Source organism: Endozoicomonas sp. SESOKO3 (assembly GCF_024606255.1).
The window spans coordinates 1-1,230 of sequence record NZ_JAHHPR010000619.1; the positions used below are offsets into that span (position 1 = coordinate 1).

Genomic DNA, 1,230 nt, shown 5'->3' on the forward strand with positions numbered 1-1,230 from the left:
CTATCGGCCCACTCAGGCTCTTCCGGTTCAGGAGGCTGCTCCGCTTTTTCACTGAAGTCAACAGGCTGCTCCCCTTCATCGAGGGATACAGATGGTTCTTCGACAGACTCTTCAGACTCCAACATCGGGTTGGATTCAAGAGCTTCCTGGATTTCCTGCTGAAGATCCAGAGTGGAAAGTTGTAGAAGCCTTATGGCCTGTTGCAGCTGAGGTGTCATGGTCAGCTGCTGGCCCATTTTTAGCTGTAAGGATGGCTTCATAGGGCAACGGTATACCTTTACTTCGGGGTCTGCACTGAGGGGGCGGATTTAATGCCATCAGCCCCTGACAGTTATTTCTCAGTGCGTGCTCATTATTTTGATTGGGCTACTCTCCATGTCTCGCGATTATAATCACATCTGAAGCTTCGGGAAAGTGGATTCATCACGACAGCCATGAAACACTGAGAACAAAAGTTTGAAAACAGACCAGGTCAACAGCTTTGCTCGCTACTTTGACGACACCCTCCCAGAGATGATCAGAGACTAAACTGATGTCCGAGATAGACGTCACGAACCCTTTGGTTAGCCAGGACGGCCTGACTATTACCTTCAGCAATAATAGTGCCTTCACTGACAATATAGGCCTTCTCGCAGATATCCAGCGTTTCCCGTACATTGTGATCGGTGATCAGGACTCCGATGTCCCGGGCTTTCAAGTGAGTGATTATCGCCTTGATATCGCCAACAGAAATGGGGTCGACACCGGCAAAGGGTTCATCAAGCAGAATAAATTTTGGGTCAGTGCAAAGGGCGCGGGCAATTTCTACCCTGCGTTTTTCGCCACCAGAAAGACTCATACCGGGATTGTCCCTGATATGATTGATATTGAACTCTTCCAGTAATGACTCCATTTTTGCCATGCGATCTTTTCTGGAGAGGTCGGAACGGGTTTCCAGTATGGAAAGCAGGTTGTCGGTGACCGTCAATTTCCTGAAAATAGACACTTCCTGTGGCAGGTAACCTACTCCGGCTCTGGCACGGCCGTGCATAGGTTCATGAGTTAAATTCTGGCCACTGAGGTCTACCTGCCCACCGTCTGCTTTTACGAGACCTACAATCATGTAAAAGCAGGTAGTTTTTCCGGCCCCCGTTGGGGCCAAGAAGTCCGACAATCTGACCGCTGTCGACAGCCAGGGAAACGTCTTTGACGACCTGTCTGCCCTTGTAGCTTTTGCTGAGATGTTCTGCA

2 pseudogenes are annotated in these 1,230 nt (G+C 49.6%); both read right to left on the reverse strand.

What is annotated here, in order from left to right:
• A pseudogene (locus KDK18_RS10915) lies at window positions 1-260 on the reverse strand (RNA polymerase factor sigma-54); the annotation flags it as partial.
• Window positions 261-517: 257 nt separating this feature from the next.
• A pseudogene (gene lptB, locus KDK18_RS10920) lies at window positions 518-1,230 on the reverse strand (LPS export ABC transporter ATP-binding protein); the annotation flags it as partial.